Annotated in this window: 15 protein-coding genes; 4 read left to right on the forward strand and 11 right to left on the reverse strand. The window is 61.2% G+C overall.

All coding sequences use genetic code 11. The features are described 5' to 3' along the window. Positions 1-14 precede the first annotated feature (14 nt). Positions 15-845 (reverse strand): GNAT family N-acetyltransferase, encoded by an 831-nt coding sequence (locus LGM20_RS22165; protein WP_044525293.1) that lies wholly within the window; start codon positions 843-845, stop codon positions 15-17. Between the two features lie 32 nt (positions 846-877). Between LGM20_RS22165 and LGM20_RS22170 the strand changes: the two genes are divergently transcribed. Next, positions 878-1,411: a GNAT family N-acetyltransferase gene (locus LGM20_RS22170; protein ID WP_023291863.1), complete on the forward strand. Its 534-nt coding sequence runs from the start codon at positions 878-880 to the stop codon at positions 1,409-1,411. A gap of 70 nt (positions 1,412-1,481) precedes the next feature. Beyond that, entirely contained in the window at positions 1,482-2,345 is an 864-nt protein-coding gene (locus tag LGM20_RS22175) for a MurR/RpiR family transcriptional regulator (RefSeq protein ID WP_032429092.1), read from the forward strand. Here the strand turns inward: LGM20_RS22175 and LGM20_RS22180 are convergent. The 5 genes from LGM20_RS22180 to LGM20_RS22200 form a co-directional block, all read right to left on the reverse strand. Next, positions 2,342-2,941: a 2-dehydro-3-deoxy-6-phosphogalactonate aldolase gene (locus LGM20_RS22180; RefSeq protein ID WP_023291861.1), complete on the reverse strand. Its 600-nt coding sequence runs from the start codon at positions 2,939-2,941 to the stop codon at positions 2,342-2,344. The two genes, LGM20_RS22175 and LGM20_RS22180, sit on opposite strands and share 4 nt — an antisense overlap. Continuing rightward, positions 2,928-3,800: a 2-dehydro-3-deoxygalactonokinase gene (locus tag LGM20_RS22185; RefSeq protein WP_044525292.1), complete on the reverse strand. Its 873-nt coding sequence runs from the start codon at positions 3,798-3,800 to the stop codon at positions 2,928-2,930. The genes LGM20_RS22180 and LGM20_RS22185 overlap by 14 nt, the downstream gene beginning before the upstream one ends. Further along, positions 3,797-5,281, reverse strand: a complete 1,485-nt coding sequence (locus LGM20_RS22190; protein WP_004886423.1) for a sodium:solute symporter family protein — start codon at positions 5,279-5,281, stop codon at positions 3,797-3,799. The genes LGM20_RS22185 and LGM20_RS22190 overlap by 4 nt, the downstream gene beginning before the upstream one ends. A 102-nt stretch (positions 5,282-5,383) precedes the next feature. Next, positions 5,384-5,776: a RidA family protein gene (locus LGM20_RS22195; RefSeq protein ID WP_004204205.1), complete on the reverse strand. Its 393-nt coding sequence runs from the start codon at positions 5,774-5,776 to the stop codon at positions 5,384-5,386. Positions 5,777-5,786: 10 nt separating this feature from the next. After that, entirely contained in the window at positions 5,787-7,226 is a 1,440-nt protein-coding gene (locus LGM20_RS22200; RefSeq protein WP_023291858.1) for an N-acyl-D-amino-acid deacylase family protein, read from the reverse strand. On the opposite strand from LGM20_RS22200, the gene LGM20_RS22205 reads away from it, so the two are divergent. Next, complete coding sequence (locus LGM20_RS22205; protein ID WP_044525291.1) at positions 7,204-7,350, forward strand: hypothetical protein; 147 nt, start codon at positions 7,204-7,206, stop codon at positions 7,348-7,350. The two genes, LGM20_RS22200 and LGM20_RS22205, sit on opposite strands and share 23 nt — an antisense overlap. 76 nt (positions 7,351-7,426) lie before the next feature. Next, the gene (locus LGM20_RS22210; protein ID WP_044525290.1) at positions 7,427-8,647 is read left to right on the forward strand and encodes an amino acid deaminase; all 1,221 of its coding nucleotides are present in this window, start codon (positions 7,427-7,429) and stop codon (positions 8,645-8,647) included. A gap of 207 nt (positions 8,648-8,854) precedes the next feature. Here LGM20_RS22210 and LGM20_RS22215 read toward each other — a convergent pair whose 3' ends face one another. From LGM20_RS22215 to LGM20_RS22235, 5 genes are all read right to left on the reverse strand, one after another. After that, positions 8,855-9,871, reverse strand: a complete 1,017-nt coding sequence (locus LGM20_RS22215) for an Ldh family oxidoreductase (RefSeq protein WP_032454766.1) — start codon at positions 9,869-9,871, stop codon at positions 8,855-8,857. 11 nt (positions 9,872-9,882) lie between these two features. Then, positions 9,883-11,484, reverse strand: coding sequence for an APC family permease (locus LGM20_RS22220; protein ID WP_044525289.1), 1,602 nt, complete (start codon positions 11,482-11,484; stop codon positions 9,883-9,885). A gap of 15 nt (positions 11,485-11,499) precedes the next feature. After that, positions 11,500-13,104: an aldehyde dehydrogenase (NADP(+)) gene (locus tag LGM20_RS22225; RefSeq protein ID WP_044525288.1), complete on the reverse strand. Its 1,605-nt coding sequence runs from the start codon at positions 13,102-13,104 to the stop codon at positions 11,500-11,502. 14 nt (positions 13,105-13,118) lie between these two features. Continuing rightward, positions 13,119-14,039, reverse strand: a complete 921-nt coding sequence (locus tag LGM20_RS22230) for a dihydrodipicolinate synthase family protein (RefSeq protein ID WP_044525287.1) — start codon at positions 14,037-14,039, stop codon at positions 13,119-13,121. A 151-nt stretch (positions 14,040-14,190) separates the two neighbouring features. Beyond that, entirely contained in the window at positions 14,191-15,015 is an 825-nt protein-coding gene (locus tag LGM20_RS22235) for an AraC family transcriptional regulator (RefSeq protein ID WP_032455015.1), read from the reverse strand. Positions 15,016-15,083: the final 68 nt, after the last annotated feature.

A 15,083-nucleotide genomic window follows, 5' to 3' on the forward strand; every position in this document is an offset into this window, starting at 1 on the left:
GCGCACACTCCCGCCTAAGCGGACTTCGCTGCCGCACACTCCATCGTCATTTCATACTGCTGCAGCGATAGCGGCGCATACCCCGCCGCGGCAAACAGCGGCGTAAAGGTTTCCGGGACCGTCACCGACGTGCCGATCCCCGGGAACTGCTGCGCCAGCGCCATCAGCAGCGCCTGCGCCAGCCCCTGGCGACGGGCGGCGGGTTCCACCCATAAAAACTGCAGTACAGGCCGTGAGCCCGAGGTGCTCAGTACCGCGAAGGCGCGCTGTTCCAGGGTCACGACGCGGCATGGCAGGGTGGCGAAGGTAAGCGGATCCATCAGCCAGGGGAGCTGACTGTTACTCTCCTCAACGGCGCGTCGAAGCAGTGCCAGGATCGGATAAGGCTGTAACACGCCAGGCGCCGCAGCCAGAGGCTCTGCGCTCAGGTAGCCGCAGAGCCCATAGCGCCGCGTAAAGCCTAACGACTGATACAGCGCGACGGCCGCGTGGTTATCGCGGATCACCTCCAGGGAAACCGTCTCGATCTCCTGCTGCTGCAGAAACGTCAGCAGCTCCTGCATCAATTTCCGCCCAAGACCTTTGCCGCGCCAGGCCGGGCGCAGGGCAAAGGCCGCCAGGCGAGCCATATTCCCCCGACGCGCGACGATCGCGATCGCCGCCGGTTCATCTCCGGCCAGCCAGACGCGGGAATCGATCAGGCTCATCCCCTCGGCGCTAAAGCGCTGAACAAATCCCTCCACCGACTGGGTCACCGGTACCAGATAGGCTTCAAAACAGGCGTTAAGAATATCCGTTAACTGCACGCTGCTGAACTGCGTGGCGGGAACGGCGGTCAGATCCATATTTTTCTCCCGAAGGCTGCTATGCTCAGGTGATGAAAACTAACACTATAACTGCCGGCGCCGGATTACGCCTGACCGAGGAGAGTGATATCGCCCTTCTGCCGGCCATTGAACGTTCCGCCGCTCAGGCATTTCGTCAGATCCCCGCTCTCGCCTGGCTGGCGGACAGCGAGGTGATTAGCGTTGCGCGCCATCATGATTATCTGGAAACGGAACATAGTCTGCTGGCGGTGGCCGCCGGGCAGCCGGTTGGTTTTATTCTTACCGAACCGCTCGACGATGCCTTATTTATCGCCGAAATCGCCGTCCACCAGGCCTGGCAGCATCAGGGCATCGGGCGGATGCTGCTGGAGCAGGTTATCGAGCGCGCCCGGCAAATGGCTTACCCGGCGGTGACCCTCACCACCTTCCGCGAAGTGCCGTGGAATGCGCCGTTTTATACCCGCCTGGGATTCGCCATACTCGATGAGCTGACCCTGCCCGCCGGGCTGGCGGCGAAAAGGGAGCTGGAAACGGAACATGGCCTGCCGCCGGAAACGCGCTGCGCCATGCGCTTAGCGCTGTAGCCTCCGGCGCTGATTTCAGCGGCGGAATATGGTACAAAGTACCATTCACAACTTACCCGTTGATACCCGTATGTCCTGGTCAATCGATATCATTTCCTGCATTACCGATCGCTTTGTGGAACTCACGGCGACCGAAAAGCGCATCGCGCAGTTTATTCTCGATGATGTCGCGGCGGCGGCGGAGCTACCCATCGCCGAGATAGCGCGTCTGACTCAGACCAGCCAGGCGTCGGTCACCCGTTTTGCCCGGGCGCTCGGCTGTAAAGACGTCCGTGAGCTGAAGATGAAGCTTGCGCAATCCCTTGCGGTCGGCCAGCGGTTTATCCTCGATGTTCCGGACCTCGAAGGCGTACAGGGGATCTATGAGTCAATCATCAGCGTGCTGGAGACCAATCGCCGGGCGCTGGATATCGAGGCGTTGAAGCGTGCGGTGAGCTGGTTGAGTGCAGCGCGGCAGATCCTCGCCCTTGGAATGGGCGGCGGGTCAACCATCTGCGCTCAGGAGATTCAATATCGCCTGTTTCGTCTTGGTCTTCCGGTCGTCAGTCAGAGCGACGGTCTGCTGGTACGCATGATGAGCTCGGCGGTGACGCCGCAGGATGTGGTGATTGTGCTGTCTCTGGGCGGCTATACCCCGGAGATCATCGAGAGCGCGGCGATTGCCAGCCAGTACGGCGCGAAGGTCATTGCGATTACCCCCGCCGGGACGCCGCTGGCTGAGCAGGCGGATCTGGTGCTGCCGCTGCTGGTGCGGGAAAACGACTATATCTTCAAGCCCAGCACTTCGCGTTATGCGATGCTGGCGATGGTCGATGTGCTGGCCACCGAACTGGCGATGGCCAACAAAACTCAGGCAAAAGGCAAATTACGTCGTATTAAGCTGGCCCTCGACAGCCACCGCGGCGGCGTCGATCGCCAGCCTCTTGGCGACTAGCCACCGGCAGCGGCGATAAACCTCTCCGCCTGCAGGCGGGTACGTTCCACGGCCTGTCCGGCGCGATACAGATCGCTGCCCAGGCCGGCTCCGGCGCACCCAGCCCGCATCCAGGTTGCCAGATTCTCCGGCGTCACGCCGCCCACCGCCAGCACCGGCACCTCCGACGGCAGCACCGCTTTCAGCGCCCGAATGTAGTCCGGACCGAAAGCAGAAGACGGAAATATCTTCAGCCACTGCGCCCCGGCATCCAGCGCGTTAAACGCCTCAGTCGCGGTGGCGCATCCGGCACAAACCTGCATTCCGTGCGCCACTGCCTGACGGATCACCGCAGGCTGGGTATTCGGCGTCACGATAAGCTTCGCCCCGGCCTCAGCGAGAAAATCGACCTGTTCCACGCGCAGTACCGTTCCCGCGCCTATCATCGCCTGCTCGCCAAACCGCGCAACCATCTGCGGAATACTCTGCTGCCAGTCTGGCGAATTGAGCGGGATTTCGATATAGCGAAAGCCTGCATTGATTAGCGTCTCAATATGATCTGCCGCCTCAGCGGGTTGAATGCCGCGTAAAATCGCCACCAGCTTAATCTTGTTCATGCATTATCCTCGCCATGCCAGCCAGCAATGCCTCATCGCCACTGCAGCTGTTAACCGTCATTCCGCGCGCCTTCATCGCCCGACCGTAGCGGGCATTCAGCGCCGGGTCGCCAACCAGCGTGACGGCAGAAGCACGGAAACGCTGCCCCAGGGTCGCCACCTCCGCGCCAATCAGCAGCCCGGAGAGGTAATCGCTGACCGAGCTCGCCGCCAGACCGCCCAGCACCCGGGCGGCCCTGGCGACAAACAGTTCGCTAATCAGCGACGGCTGCGCCAGCCCTTTTTCCAGCCCCCGTTCAAACGCCGCCTCGTCCGGCTGCTGGGCAGGCAGCCCTTTGCCGATCAGCGATTGCGTCATCAGCAGATGATGCAGTTCGCCGGTCATCGCCGTGGCAAAATAACGCACCGCGCCGCCCGCCACCTGGACCCATTTGCAGTGGGTGCCCGGCAGCACGTAACACTCCGCCGGCGCCAGCTGGCAGGCCCCCAGCAGCTGCGTCTCTTCGCCGCGCATCACGTTGAAATCCCGGTCCTGTTCAATCTTGAGGCCGGGAATAATCCACACGCCTTCAGCAACGGCGCATAGCTGCCGCCCGGGCGCGTCGATCGCCGCCGGACAGTCCAGATACGGCACCGCCTGCCAGCCCGCGTCGCTGCCGATCATCCCGGCCATCAGCACCGGCAGCGCCTGTGCGCCGCGCCAGGGGGCCAAATGCTCCGCGAATACATCGGCAGGCGATCGTCCGTTCAGGCGGGTAATACCCAGCGGCAGCTGCTTCGTTTCGACGCACTGGCCGTTGCGAATCAGCCAGCCGCGCAGCTGGGTAGAGCCCCAGTCGACGGCAATATAATCCTTCATTGTGCTTCTCCTGAGACCTGCACCGCCGTCTTCGCCGGGATCGCCTCCCCTTCCCGCTCCTGGGTAATCATTTCCAGCGCCTGCTGACGGCTGATTTTGCTGGCTGGCGTCATGACGGTGACAAAAATAGCGGAAACAAAGCTGCCAACGACCGACGGAATGCACGGATTGCCCCAGTAAGCCAGCCAGTCGGCCTTAACCAGAACCACAATAGACACCAGCATGCCGCTCAGCAGCGCGGTGAGCGCACCCTGCCAGTTAAAGCGCAGCCAGAAGCGGCCGAGAATGGAACAGACGAAGAGCCCGGACATCAGCATGGAGATCATTTTGGTGATATAGCTGATGATATCGTTCGAGGTCAGGGCGAAGATCATCGCCAGGCCGATGACGAACGCCAGCATCCAGCGAGAGAGCGTTATCGCCTTATGCGCCGGCGGCATTTTTCCGGTAACGAGGGTATAGACATCCCGCATCATGATGGCCACGGCGGCTATCGCATCGGAGCTGGCCGAAGACATGGTGGCGGAAAGTCCGGCAATCAGGACCACCAGCCCGAGGATCGCCGGTAAGAAGCTGGTGGCGAACAGGAAGGCGTAGTTACTGTTCTCAAGATTGGGGTTCATCGTCCAGGCCGCCATGCCGATGATCGCCGGCAGCACCGAGAAAAACAGATACAGCACGCCGGTATAGACAAACGAGCGCCGCACCGAAGAGACGTCTTTTCCCGAGTAAATACGCTGGCGATAGGAAGGGGTCGCCAGCACGCCGACGCCGATGACCATCGCCAGCGATAGCGCCGGAATGGTCCCCAACTTATCGACCGCAAACAGGCTCATCGCCTTGGGATCCATTGCCTGAACGATGGCATCCCATCCCCCGACGTGAACCACCGCCAGAATCGCCATCAGGATAAAACCGAAAAACAGAATTAATGCCTGAATGGTGTCTGTCCACACCACAGCAGAATAACCGCCGATAATGACGTAAATCGCAAACGCCATGGCAATAATAATTTTTGCCACCGTCAGATTAATTCCTGTCGCCCAGGCTAAATACATACTCCCGCCAAGAATATGCGCCCCCAGCCAGCCAATTGAGGCAATAAATATCATTATCCCGACGAGGTTTTTAATTAAATGGCTGCCACCAGTGTAATAAGAAAGCTCTTCGCTCATGGTCATAAAGCGCAGCTTTCGCACCGGCGCAAACAGCCAGGCCACCAGTAAAATACCGATGGCGCCGCCCACGCCGTAGAGCATCCCGGCCCATCCATTGCTGTAGCCGAAGCCGACAGCGCCCATGCTTGAACCGGTTCCCACCATAGTCGCCACGGTAGACCCCAGCGTCAGGAACAGCGGCAAAGAACGGCCGCCGAGTAAAAAATCCTCACCGCTTTTTTGATGACGGGACACGTACCAGCCAAGCCAAATCATGGCCAACGCGTAAATAATAAAGCCGACTAAAAAGACATGACTATTCATAATTCACATCCTGCCAGTTAATTTTGTAAAGGTAAAAGGCTACGAAGCGCTGAATTATTTCAGCGCTCAAAATGACTGTTTATATTTCTGGTTACTAACTTTTTATGCGCGAGAAGCGTTATAACAGGTCACATCCACTTCGACTTTACAATCCACCACCAGGTCCGCTACGCAGCAGATGCGGGCAGGCGGGTTGTCGCCAAAGAACTCGCGGAAGACTTTATTGAAAGACTGAAAATAGCGCGCATCGGTGAGGATCACTTTAACATGCACCACGTCGGCCAGGGTGTAGCCCGCTTCGGTCATGATATCTACGCAGTTCTGAATCGCCAGACGCGACTGGTCGACAATCCCGCCTTCCACCACTTCCCCGTCCTTCATCGGCGTCTGGCCGGAGACGTACAGCCAGCCTCCCGCTTCCACCGCCCGCGCGAACGGCAGGTGCTGCCCGCCGGTACCGGTACCGCCCTCTACGCCATAACGTTTAATACTCATTTTTCACTCCTCAGTTCATTCGGCGGCGCAGGAAACGCCCCGCGCGCCCGATAATCTTTTTGTCGCTGCCGTAGCTCATCACGCCGTTAACCATCACCGCCTCAATACCGTCCGCCGGACGTTTCGGGTCGGAGAAACTGGCGACATCGCGCACCGTCAGCGGGTCAAACAGCACCAGGTCGGCGTAATAGCCCACTTTTACCAGCCCACGATCCGCCAGCTGGAAGCGCGCCGACGACAGCCCGGTCATTTTGTGGATCGCGGTAGTCAGCGGAAACAGCCGTTCATCGCGGCAGTAGTGGCCCAGGACCCGCGGAAACGCGCCCCACAGCCGCGGATGCGGCATCGGGTCGTTCGGCAGCCCGTCGGAGCCAATCATGGTCACCGGATAACCCAGCACCCGCCGTACGTCCTGCTCGTCCATGTTGTAATAAATAGCGCCTGCCGGCATCAGCCGCGCCGCGGCGTCGTGCAGGCTCACCTGCCATTCATCGGCGATCTGCTGCAGCGTTTTTCCGGCCTGCTCGGGCTGTGCTTCCGACCAGGTGATGACGATATCGAACTCATCGGTGACCTGCTTCATATCCAGCGTCGACGAGCTGGCGGAATAGGGGTAACAGTCACAGGCGATCTCCTGGCGCTGGCGCATCTCATCGAAGAAAGCCAGCGTCTCCTTCGTGCGACCCCAGTTTTTCGCGCCGGCGCACTTATGGTGCGAGACCACCACCGGCACGTTGCCGTGGCGACCAATGCGGAACGCCTCGTCGAGCGCCTCCAGAATCGGCTCGAACTCCGAACGCAGGTGGGTGGTGTAAATTCCCCCCTCTGCCGTCAACTCCTCAGCGAGCGCCATCACTTCTTCGGTGGTCGACTGGAAGGCGCTGGCGTAGGCAAGGCCCGTGCTCAGTCCTAAAGCGCCCTGGCGCAGCGCATCGCGCAACTGTATGCGCATGCCGGCGATTTCCGTCTCGCTCGCCGGGCGGAACAGGTCATCCATATGGTTATTGCGCAGCGCGGTGTGCCCAATCAGCGTCCCGACGTTAAGCGATGGTCGCGCCGCCTCTACCGCATGGGCGTAGGCTTCGACGGTGGGATAGATGAAGTGCTGTCGTTCGCCGAGAAGATTCATCGGGTCTGGCACCTCGCCGCGCATGGTGGCGGTTGCCGCGCTGATCCCACAGTTGCCGACGATCACGGTTGTCACCCCCTGGCTGAGCTTAGGCAGATACTCCGGCATGCGGATGACGTTGATATCGTCATGGGTGTGAACATCGATAAAGCCAGGCGCCAGCACCCGCCCTTGACCATCTATCTCCTGCTCCGCCGCGACGTCAAGCGCCGGAGCGATAGCCATTATTCGGTCGCCCTTCACCGCCACATCGGCACGGTATTGCGGCCCGCCGCTCCCGTCGATCACCGTGACGTTTTTGAAAAGCCAGTCAACTTTCATAGCAATTACTCCCTTTCGACATACCGACAAGTTAACCATTTACAAGTGCAAAAAACAGTGGAAAACTACGCAAAAACCAGATCATTTTGTGATACTTTTATTCAAAATAAACAATAATCATTAATTAAAGACATTATTATCAAATATTTATAACTGATACCCAGCAACTCACCGATTATAAACCCTGAAAGGATAGTGTTATGAAATACCATTCAGCACCCCTCATTCCGCACAAATCCGCCCTCATGTCCGCGCCGGCTAATCTGCTGGCGGAAGAGGTCTGTCTGCCTGCCGCGCTGCTAAAAAAGTCGGCGCTGGAAAATAATATTTCATGGATGCAGCGCTACGCCGATGCCCGCGGCGTATCGCTGGCGCCGCATGGTAAAACGACAATGACGCCATGGATATTTCAGGCGCAGCAGCGAGCGGGAGCGTGGGGGATCGGCGTGGGCAGCGCCTGGCAGGCCAGCGCGGCGATGGCCAGCGGCATCCAGCGCGTCCTGATGGTCAATCAGCTGGTCGGTAAGGCCAATATGCAGGTGGTCGCGCAGCTAAAAGCCCACTACCGGGCAGTGGATTTTATCTGCTGTGTAGATAGCGAGACCAACGTGCGCGCCCTCTCCGCGTTCTTCGCCGCCCAGGGGCAAACGCTGGATGTGCTGATTGAACTTGGCGTGCCGGGCGGGCGCTGCGGCTGTCGTAGCGTGGATGACGCGCTGGCATTGGCGCAGCGGGTCAGCGACCTGCCGGGGCTACGGCTACGCGGTCTGGAATTGTATGAAGGGGTCCTGCACGGCGACGATCCGCAACCGCAGGTGGAAGCGCTATTACAACAGGCTGCAGCGCTAGCCTGCCGCATGGAGCCGCTGGTTGACGGCGAATTTATTCTCACCGGCGCGGGCACCGTCTGGTATGACGTGGTGTGCAACATCTGGCTGGCGGCGGCAAAACCGCGCCGCTGCCGTATCGTCATTCGCCCTGGCTGTTATATCACCCACGATCGCGGGATCTACGATCTCGCCCAACAAGCGCTGATCGCCCGCGATCCGATTGCCTGCGATCTCGCCGGCGATCTTACATCAGCGCTGGAGCTGATGGCGATGGTGCAATCGGTGCCTGAGGCGGATCGCGCGGTGGTGAATTTCGGCAAGCGCGACTGCGCCTTCGACGCCGGGCTGCCGCAGCCGATCGCCCATTATCGTAACGGCCAGCAGTTAGCGCTGCGCGCGGAGTCGATCGTCAGTATCGGCATCATGGATCAGCACTGCATGCTGCGCCTGGCGCCGGGCAGCGATGTGCAGGTTGGCGATATTCTGCTGTTCGGCACCTCGCACCCCTGTCTGACCTTTGATAAGTGGAAGACGTTGCTGCTGGTCGATGACGACTACAACGTGCTGGACGAGCTCGACACGCTGTTTTGACAGGCATCCCGGGTGGCGGCGCTTCGCGCCTTACCCGGGCTACACAATCCGCGACGTTCGGTAGCCCGGCTAAGCGTAGCGCAAGCCGGGGGATGCCCCGGTGGCGGCGCTTCGCGCCTTGCCCGGGCTACACAACCCGCGACGTTCGGTAGCCCGGCTAAGCGTAGCGCAAGCCGGGGGATGTCCCGGGGGACGGCGATTCGCGCCTTACCCGCCCTGGCGCAAGGCGCAAATCTCATCATGCAATGAACGGCTGATGGCGACCCCCTGCCGCTCACTCTGCTGGCGGCAGGCGAAACGCCGCTCGCCCGGCAGCCGCGCGCCCTGATCCTGCATCGCATTGAACAGGGTTTCGGCGCGCGCCAGCTGCTCCTGTGCCTGCGCGCCGAGAAAACGCTGCGGATCCAGCGCCAGAATCAGTTCTCCGCCGTAGGGTAAACCGCCCGCGCCGTTATCCCACGCCAGCGATTCGGCGCTGGTCATATCGCCGATAAGCGGCCCGGCCAGCAGCTCAACCATTGCCGCCAGCGCCGAGCCCTTATGGCCGCCGAAGGTTAACATCGCGCCGTTCAGTACCTCTGTGGCATCGGTCGTCGGCTGCCCCTGGCTGTCGATTCCCCACCCTTCCGGTAGCGCTTTGCCAGCACGCTGATGCAGCTGGATTTCGCCGCGCGCCGCGGCGCTGGTCGCCATATCCACAATAAACGGCGGTTCCTCCCGCCGCGGCCAGCCAAAGGCGATAGGGTTGGTGCCGAACAGCGGACGGGTGCCGCCCGCCGGGGCGACCCAGGCATGGCTTGGCGTACAGGCCAGCCCCACCAGCCCTGCCTCAGTCAACGGCTCAATATCGGCAAACAACGCGGAAAAATGGACGCAGCGGTTAATCGCCAGCGCCGCAATACCGCTGTGCCGCGCTTTCTCCAGCAGCAGCGGTAGCGCGCGTTCGTAGGCCAGCAGCGAAAAGGCGCCCCCGGCATCCGCCCGCACAATCGCCGGCGCCTGGTCGTGGATCTGCGGCTCGGCATCAGGCGAAACCTTACCTTTACGCAAGGTATCGACAATGCCCAACAGCCGCCACAGGCCGTGGGAAGCGCAGCCGTCGCGCTCCCCGGCAGCCACGTTACGGGCGATGGCCGCCGCGTGGTCGGCGCTGAATCCATTGGCGCTGAGCACCGCCAGCGCCAGGTCATAAGCTTCTGGTAACGATAGAGTTACCGACCCCATACTGTTCTCCTTTACTCTTCTTCGTCTCCGCTAAAATTAGCCTGCGGCAGACAGCTGCGCGCGCCCCAGTAATAAATCCCCAGCGACATCGCCGCCACCAGCACCGTATCCCAGGGGTGACCAATAACATTAAGCCCGCCGAAGCTGCCCAGCCAGGAAAAGAGGATAATCAACGCATAAAAAGCGATCAGCCACAGCGAAGACTTCACCTGCTGCGCCAGGCTCACGGTATGTTCCGGCACCTTGCCTTTGCACATCACATACACCACAAACATCACGATCTGCAGCCCCAGCAGCCACGAGAGCGTATTCCAGCCGGACCAGTAGACGATCAGCGCCGAGACCATAAACGACACCGGGCCGATGATGCCGAAGGCGCGCACGCGGAACGGCCGCGGCAGATCCGGGGCGTTGCGGCGCAGCCCGGCGGCGGTCACCGGGGCGATGGCGTAGCTCAGCACCAGGGCCGCCGACACCACGCTTATCAGCTGTTCCCAGGAGGGGAACGGCAGCGTCCAGAAAATCGACAGCCCAAAGGTCAGCCACAGCGCCGGGCGCGGAATACCGGACGCTTTATCAATATGGGTAAAGGCTTTAAAGAAAGTACCCGCCTTCGCCCAGCCGTAGATCACCCGCGGCGTCGCGTTCATATAGATATTGCCGGTGCCGCTCGGGGAGATGATCGCATCGCTTATCACCATAAAGGCCAGCCAGCCCATGCCGAGGGTAATGGCGATATCGCGATACGGCAGCGAGAACTGTTTGCTCACTTCGGCCCAACCGCCGTTCAGCATCTCGGTGGGGATACTGCCAAGGAACGCCAGCTGCAGCAGCACGTAGATAATCGTCGACAGCACCACTGATAAAATCAACGCGATAGGGATAGTCCGCTGCGGCTTTTGTACTTCGCTGGCCACCGAGATAATCGGCGTCAGTCCCAGATAGGCGAAGATAATTCCCCCGGCGCTGATCGCCGCTTCCACCCCGGACATACCAAACGGCGCAATGCCCTGAGCATGCAGGTTCTCAGGTTTAAAGAAGGCGAACAGCGTGACCACCACCAGCAGCGGCACCAGAAACTTGAGCACGCTGATGAAGTTGTTCGAGCGGGCGAAGGTCTTGACGCTGTAGTAGTTCAGCGCGAAGAAGAAACAGAGCAGCAGGAACTGCACCCCCCACCCCAGCAGCGTCGGCGAGCTGGAGCCCGGCTGGGTCAGCGCCGGAAACCAGGCCGCGGCATATTGCCGGGCGGCGACAATTTCTATCGAGATCAGGCTGGAGAAGGCGATCAGGGTGATGAACCCCAGCAGATAACCCATCAGCTCACCGTGGGAAAAGACCGGGTAACGAATAATGCCGCCGGCGCGCGGCAGCGCCGCCCCCAGCTCGCAGTAGACAATCCCCAGCAGCAGCACCGCAAAGCCGCCGATCACCCACGACGCGATACCGGCCGGACCGGCAATGGATGCCACATGGCTGGCGGCGAATAACCATCCGGAGCCGAAGATCGCCCCCAGGCCGATAAAGGTGAGGTCGGTCAGAGTCAGCTGTTTTTTAAACTTACCCGACTCCGCAACGCGTGTTTGACTGTTATGCGTAGTGTGAATGGTCATGGTGATGCCCTTGCGTCAATGAGAGGAGGAAATCGCTTCCCGGGTCCACTGGCCGTTGACCAGGCGCAGCAGGTTTAAAGGGTTCGCATCCTGCAGCGCCGGCGGTAACAGGGCGGCCGGCGCATTCTGCAGGCAGACCGGGCGCAGAAAACGCTCAATCGCCCGGCTGCCGACCGACGTCCCGCGCGCATCGGTCGTCGCCGGCCATGGGCCGCCGTGGACCATCGCATCGCACACTTCCACGCCGGTGGGATAACCGTTAAACAGCACCCGTCCGGCCTTCTCACACAGCAGCGGTAGCAGACTCGCCGCCAGCGGGCCGTCGTCCGCTTCCGCGTGCAGCGTCGCGGTGAGCTGTCCTTGCAGCGCTTTCACCACCGCCTGCAGCTGGGCCGCGTCGTCCACTTCCACCAGCAACGATAGCGGGCCGAAAACTTCGGTCTGCAGCAGCGTATCCTGCGCCAGCAGATCCTCGACCTGAGCCTGCCACAGCTGGGTTTGCGCCTCCCCGGCGCCGGCGGCGAGGCCGCTCGCCAGCCTCTCGATACGCGGATGCGCCGCCAGCGCCGCCACGCCCTGGCGGTAGTGCTGAAGGGTCGGCGCATTGAGCAACACCTGCGGCGCGCAGCCCGCTACCGCCGCGCACAGCGCCGACTTAAAGCGTTCCAGTCCGGCGCCGCGCAGCGCCAGAATCAGCCCCGGACGGGTACAGAACTGGCCGCCGCCGAGGGTAAATGACGCCACCAGCTCGTTCGCCAGCGCCTTGGCCCGCGTCTGCAGCGCCTGCGGCAGAATAATCAGCGGGTTAATCGCCGACATTTCAGCAAACAGCGGGATTGGCTGCGGGCGCTGCTGCGCCAGCTGATATAGCGCCTTACCGCCAGCCAGCGAGCCGGTAAAGCCAACGGCCTGAATCGCTGGATGGCGGACTAATTCGGCGCCGATATCCGTCCCGAAAATCATATTGAATACGCCGCCGGGTAACCCACACCGCGCGACCGCCCGGACGATCGCGTCAGCGGTCAGCTCGGCGGTGGCCATATGGCCCGCATGGGCCTTCACCACCACCGGGCAGCCAGCCGCCAGCGCCGAGGCGGTATCGCCGCCAGCGGTGGAAAAGGCCAACGGAAAGTTGCTGGCGCCAAACACCGCCACCGGCCCTAACGCCTGCTGATATTGACGCAGGTCCGGGCGCGGCAGCGGCTGACGGTCGGCTAAGGCGGTATCAATACGGGCGGCGAAGGTATCCCCGCGCAGGATCACGCCAGCAAACATCCGCAACTGGCCGCTGGTTCGCGCCCGCTCGCCCTGCAGCCGCGCCAGCGGCAGCGCGGTCTCCTGTTCGGCGATAGCAAAAAACGCCTCCCCCAGCGCGTCCAGCTCATCGGCAATGGCGCAGAGAAAGTGCGCCCGCTGCTGCGGCGCGGTCTGTGAATAAATGGCAAACGCCTGCTGCGCCGCCTCCGCGGCCTGGGCGGCCTCCGCGTGGGAAGCCGGATAAAAGCGATGGCCGGTGGCCTCGCCATCCACCGCCCGCAGGCTCAATAGCGTCGCTTCGCCGCTGGCAACGCGGCGTCCGGCGATAAACTGCCGTCCCGCCGTGGTTTGAGATGCATTCATACTGACTCCTGTGCTCAGAGGCCAACGTCCGGCAGGGCAGGACGAGTCGCCAGCGCCTGTTCCACGATCGCCACCACCTGCTGGCGCGTTTCGCCTTCCAGCGCCAGACGCGGCGGACGGGTCACAGCGCTGCCGCGCCCGAGTAGCTCTTCGCACAGCTTGATGCACTGCACCAGATCCGGACGCGCATCGAGATGCAGCAGCGGCATGAACCAGCGGTACAGCGCCATCGCTTCTTCGTAACGCTGTTGGCGGGCGAGACGGAATAACGTTTCCCCTTCGCGCGGGAAGGCGTTGGACATTCCGGAGATCCACCCTTCCGCGCCGACGGCGATGCTTTCCACCACCACGTCATCCAGCCCGGCAAACAGCACGAAGCGGTCGCCAACGGTGTTACGCAGGTCGATAAAGCGGCGGGTATCGCCGGAGGAGTCTTTAAAGCAGACGATGTTGTCGCAATCGGTCAGGGTGGCGAGAATGTCCGGCGTCACGTCGTTTTTGTAAATCGGCGGGTTGTTGTAGACCATGATCGGCAGGTCGGAGGCGGTGGCCACACTGCGGAAGTGAGCGGCGGTTTCATGCGGTTTTGAGGAGTAGACCAGCGCCGGCATCACCATGATCCCGTCGACGCCGACGCGCTCCGCCTCTTTCGCCATCTTCTGGGCAAAGGCGGTGGTGAACTCGGCCACCCCGGCGATCACCGGAATTTTGCCGCCGGCGGCATCTTTCGCCACTTCGATAATCTGCAATTTTTCATCAGTGCTCAGGGAGGTGTTCTCCCCTACGCTGCCGCACACCACCAGCCCGGAAACGCCATCTTTGACCAGGTTTTTCATCACCGCGTGGGTGGCGTCTAAATCGAGGGAGTAATCGCTACGAAACTGCGTGCTAACCGCCGGGAATACGCCGCTCCAGTGAATCGCTTTATTGCTCATGCTCGGTTCCTTGTCGTCATTTTGTTAAGTCGAGGTGAATGATTGGTGAATATTCACTGACAGATTGACGCGTCGCGGAACCGGCGGCTTGTCGGTTTTCCCTTAATCCGATGACGAAATTAGCACAGTCGACAAAAGTGTGAGCCAGCCGTTATCCCTGCAGCGTCAGGCGAAAATCGCGCGGCGTCGAGCCGGTCATCGCTTTGAACTGGCGGCTGAAGGCGCTGTGATCGGTATAGCCGCACTGCAAGGCGATATCGGTAATCGGCGTGTCGCCGGCCAGCAATTCGGTGGCTTTTTCCAGACGCACTTTGTGGATCATCTGCCGCGGCGTGAGATGAAAGATCCGTTTGCAGTAGCGCTCGATCTGCGCAATCGACATCCCGCTCAAGGCGGTCAGCTCTTCCATGGCGATCGGCCGGTGATAGTGGCGGCGGATATGATCGTCGACGATCGCCAGCCGCTGCCACGCCGGATGGCGGGCGTGGGCCTCCTGCAGATCGTGAGAGATCCCGGCCATGCCGATCACCTGTCCGCGGACATCGCGCAGCGCCAGCTTCTGCGTCAGGCACCAGCCGCGTTCCCGGCCATTGTAGAGATGCATTTCCAGCTGGTCGCGCAGGGTCACGCCCTCCCGCAATACCCGAAGATCCTGTTCGGTGTAACCCTGACCCAGCGCGGAAGGAAAGACGTCGGCGGAGGTTTTCCCCAGCAGCGAGGAGACGGTTTTGAAACCGCAGCGGCGGGCCAGCGTCAGATTCGCCAGCAGATAACGCGCTTCGCTGTCTTTGATAAAAAAGACCACGTTGGGGATGGCATTGAGCAAGGGGGCGATCAGCGCCAGGGCATTGAGCAGCGCCGCCATATTCTCCGGCCGCTGGCGCGCCAGCCCTTCGCAGATCTGGCTCAGCTCATCGACCGCCAGCTCCGGTTGATTAACAGCGCGCGGCGGCGCCGCTTCAGACACACCGATCATAGGGCTTCCTCATGGTAAGTGACCGAAGGATATTTATTCACTTCCTGTTAACACCTCAAGCGGCAACC

The organism is Klebsiella quasipneumoniae subsp. quasipneumoniae, from assembly GCF_020525925.1.
Taxonomy (GTDB): domain Bacteria; phylum Pseudomonadota; class Gammaproteobacteria; order Enterobacterales; family Enterobacteriaceae; genus Klebsiella; species Klebsiella quasipneumoniae.